Annotated in this window: 4 protein-coding genes; all 4 read right to left on the bottom strand. The window is 72.4% G+C overall.

Going from position 1 to position 2728, the window contains the following annotated elements; all coding sequences use genetic code 11:
• Window positions 1-187: 187 nt before the first annotated feature.
• The 4 genes from DMB42_RS13940 to DMB42_RS13925 all read right to left on the bottom strand — a co-directional run bounded on the left by DMB42_RS13940 (window position 188) and on the right by DMB42_RS13925 (window position 2726).
• Window positions 188-796 carry an MBL fold metallo-hydrolase gene (locus tag DMB42_RS13940; RefSeq protein WP_125634469.1) on the bottom strand — a complete coding sequence of 203 codons (609 nt, stop codon included), beginning with the start codon at window positions 794-796 and terminating at the stop codon, window positions 188-190.
• Window positions 793-1878, bottom strand: a complete 1086-nt coding sequence (locus DMB42_RS13935) for an S-(hydroxymethyl)mycothiol dehydrogenase (protein WP_125634467.1) — start codon at window positions 1876-1878, stop codon at window positions 793-795. The genes DMB42_RS13940 and DMB42_RS13935 overlap by 4 nt, the downstream gene beginning before the upstream one ends.
• Before the next feature lie 75 nt (window positions 1879-1953).
• Window positions 1954-2319 carry an amidohydrolase family protein gene (locus DMB42_RS13930; RefSeq protein WP_221762134.1) on the bottom strand — a complete coding sequence of 122 codons (366 nt, stop codon included), beginning with the start codon at window positions 2317-2319 and terminating at the stop codon, window positions 1954-1956.
• Window positions 2289-2726 (bottom strand): LysR family transcriptional regulator, encoded by a 438-nt coding sequence (locus DMB42_RS13925; protein WP_260477690.1) that lies wholly within the window; start codon window positions 2724-2726, stop codon window positions 2289-2291. Before DMB42_RS13925 ends, DMB42_RS13930 begins: the two co-directional genes overlap by 31 nt.
• Window positions 2727-2728 lie beyond the last annotated feature (2 nt).

The following is a 2728-nucleotide window of genomic DNA, read 5'->3' as shown; positions in this document are numbered from 1 at the left end:
CCGGCGTCCTTTGTCTCGCCTGCGATCGGACGGGATCACCGTCCACGTCCCAGCAATCTTGCCGAGTGCCATAATCCACCACAAGCCCGTATTTATTGGGATTTCGGACACGCACTGTGGTCATCACCGGACCGCCGCAGGATCCGTGCGCGCCCGCGCGGACCCCACCGGCGCGGCGCTCGCCCGATCAGTGGCCCCGTGCCGGCCATTCGGCCAGGTGCGGAGCCTCGGCTCCGATGGTGGTCGCCTCTCCGTGACCGGTGAGCACCACCGTCTCGGGCGGCAGGGTCAGCAACCGGGTCTCGATCGACTCCATGATCGTGGCGAAAGAGGAGAACGACCGCCCGGTGGCCCCGGGACCGCCCTTGAACAGGGTGTCTCCGGTGAAGACCACTCCTTGGTCCGCCGCGTACAGGCAGACCGCGCCGGGCGAGTGTCCCGGCGTGTGCGACACCTCCAGTTCGACCCCGCCCACCGCGATCGTCTCCCCGTCCTCGAGCGGCAGGTACGGCGAGCCGTCCCCGTAGTGCCGCCTCCACAGCACGTCGTCCGCGGGATGGAGCCGTACGGGGGCGCCGAGCAGGACCGCGGCGTTGATGTGGTCGTCGTGGGCGTGCGTGCAGAGGACGGCCTTGATCCGGCGGCCGGCCACGACGTCCAGGATGGCCGTCGCGTCGTGCGCCGCGTCGATGACGACCACCTCGGTGTCGTCGCCGACGATCCACACGTTGTTGTCCACCTCCCAGGTGCCCCCGTCGAGGGAGAAGGTCCCCGAGGTGACCACGTGCTCGATCACAGGACCACCACCGAACGCAGCACCTCGCCGCGACGCATCTTGGCGAAGGCCTCCTCGACCTGGTCGAGCGCGATCGTCTCGGTGACGAAACGCGCCAGGTCGAGCCGGCCCTGGAGGTGGAGGTCGATCAGCATGGGGAAGTCCCGGCTGGGCAGGCAGTCGCCGTACCAGGAGGACTTCAGCGCGCCGCCGCGGCCGAAGACGTCGAGCAGCGGCAGCTCCAGTGTCATCTCCGGCGTGGGCACGCCCACGAGGACGACGGTGCCCGCCAGGTCGCGGGCGTTGAACGCCTGGACGTACGTCTCGGGCCTGCCCACCGCCTCGATGACGACGTCGGCGCCGAATCCGCCGGTCAGCTCCCGGACTGCCGCCACCGGGTCGCCGGCACGCGCGTCGACCGTGTGGGTGGCGCCGAACGAGCGGGCCCACTCCAGTTTCCTGTCGTCGACGTCCACCGCGATGATCTTCGCCGCGCCGGCGAGCGAGGCGCCCAGGACGGCCGCGCTACCCACTCCGCCGCAACCGATGACGGCCACGGTGTCCCCGCGGCCGACGCCGCCGGTGTTGATCGCGGCGCCGATGCCCGCCATGACCCCGCAGCCGAGCAGTCCGGCCACCGCCGGAGCGGCGGCCGGGTCGACCTTGGTGCACTGCCCGGCGGCGACCAGGGTCTTCTCGGCGAACGCGCCGATGCCCAGCGCCGGGCTGAGGGGCGTGCCGTCGGCGAGCGTCATCCGCTGCGTCGCGTTGTGGGTGTCGAAGCAGTACCAGGGACGGCCGCGGCGGCAGGAACGGCACTCGCCGCACACCGCGCGCCAGTTGAGGACGACGTAGTCACCCGGCGCCACGTCGGCGACGCCGGGGCCGACGGCCTCGACCACGCCCGCGGCGCCGTGCCCGAGCAGGAAGGGGAAGTCGTCGCTGATGCCGCCCTCGCGGTAGTGCAGGTCGGTGTGGCACACCCCGCACGCCTGGACGTTCACCACGGCCTCGCCGGGGCCGGGGGCGGGGACCAGGACGGTCTCCAGCGTCACGGGCGCGCCCTTGCCGCGCGCGATCACTCCGCGGACTTCGTAGGTCATCGGGTCTTGCCTTTCTCAGGAATCAGACGGAGGGGAAGCGGCCACCGCGGCCGCCTCCCCTGGGAGCGTCGTGCCTCAGCGAGCCGCGAGGTGCCGGTACGCCTGGGCGTAGTTGACACTGGCGCCGCGCTCGGCCTGGCCCACGAACTCGGCCAGTTCGTCGGGGCCGAACCGGTGCTGGGCGGCCACGGCCCGCTCGATGTTGTCCAGGGCCGCGTTCGCCCTGGCCCGCAGCGCCGTCAGGTCGTGGCCGACGAGCTTGCCGTCGCGCTTGCGCACCTCGCCGTTGACCAGCACGGCGCTGACGTCCGCGGCGGTCGACTGCAGGACCACGGTGGCGGTGGGGAAACTGGAGCGCACGACGTTCCAGCGCGGCTTGACCACGATGACGTCGGCCAGCTTGCCGGCGGTCAGCGAGCCGATCTTGGACTCCAGGCCCATGATCCTGGCGCCGTTGGTGGTGGCCCAGGTGAGCGCGTCGCGGATCTTGAGGTCGACCCCCAGCGGTGAGCGCCCTTCGGCGTGCGCCGGCAGGGCAGCAGGACGCTGGAGCCGGCTGGCAGTGTGCCCACCCGTACCGTGCCCAGGGCGCCCGCGGCCAGCCCGGACACGCGCTCGCCCGCCCGGCGCAGCTCGGCGAGCACCGCCCTCGCGTGTTCCAGGAACGCCTCTCCCGACGGGGTGGGCGTCACGCCGCGCGGCCCCCGGACGAACAACTGCACACCGAGGATGTGCTCCAGCTCGCGCAGGCAGCGGGTGACGGCGGGCTGAGCCAGCCGGAGCCGTTCGGCGGCCCGCAGCACGCCGCCCTGATCGGCGACGGCGACGACCACGACGAGGTGGCGCAGCT

The organism is Nonomuraea sp. WAC 01424 (assembly GCF_003947315.1).
Taxonomy (GTDB): Bacteria; Actinomycetota; Actinomycetes; order Streptosporangiales; family Streptosporangiaceae; genus Nonomuraea; species Nonomuraea spiralis.
The sequence above is the reverse complement of the archived record's forward strand: the minus strand, read 5'-3'. Positions and strand labels throughout refer to the sequence as shown.

What these genes read in the sequence shown, in the direction of transcription:
- DMB42_RS13930 (WP_221762134.1), bottom strand. Translation starts at nt 2,319, where the DNA reads ATGGGCCTGGAGTCCAAGATCGGCTCGCTGACCGCCGGCAAGCTGGCC.
- DMB42_RS13935 (WP_125634467.1), bottom strand. Translation starts at nt 1,878, where the DNA reads ATGACCTACGAAGTCCGCGGAGTGATCGCGCGCGGCAAGGGCGCGCCC.